Genomic DNA, 277 nt, shown 5'->3' with positions numbered 1-277 from the left:
ATGTCGAATAAAATAAAAAGTCAGCTGTTTTTTCATTTTGCATATCCATAAAAAAGATTAAGGAAGCCGAAACTTCCTTAATCATGATTTTAACGGGAGTAATAACCTGCCATTGAACTATATACGGCATTTTCTGCCTGAATGATGTTGTATTTCGCATTCAAGATAGAAAGTTGAGAGGTTTTCTCTGTGTTTGCCGCAGCAAGCCATTCACGTAATTCAGATACGCCGGCATTGTAACGATCACGGTAGTATTTGGTGATACGTTGATTATAGC

General features: G+C 36.8%; 1 pseudogene. It reads right to left on the bottom strand.

Annotated features, from left to right (window positions below):
* Positions 1-89 precede the first annotated feature (89 nt).
* Positions 90-277: pseudogene (locus ACTHS4_RS11935) on the bottom strand (TolC family protein); the annotation flags it as partial.

The sequence above is a fragment of the Neisseria sp. P0014.S009 genome, assembly GCF_051958155.1.
In the GTDB taxonomy this organism is placed as follows: domain Bacteria; phylum Pseudomonadota; class Gammaproteobacteria; order Burkholderiales; family Neisseriaceae; genus Neisseria; species Neisseria flavescens_C.
This window is presented reverse-complemented; position numbering and strand designations above follow the sequence as displayed.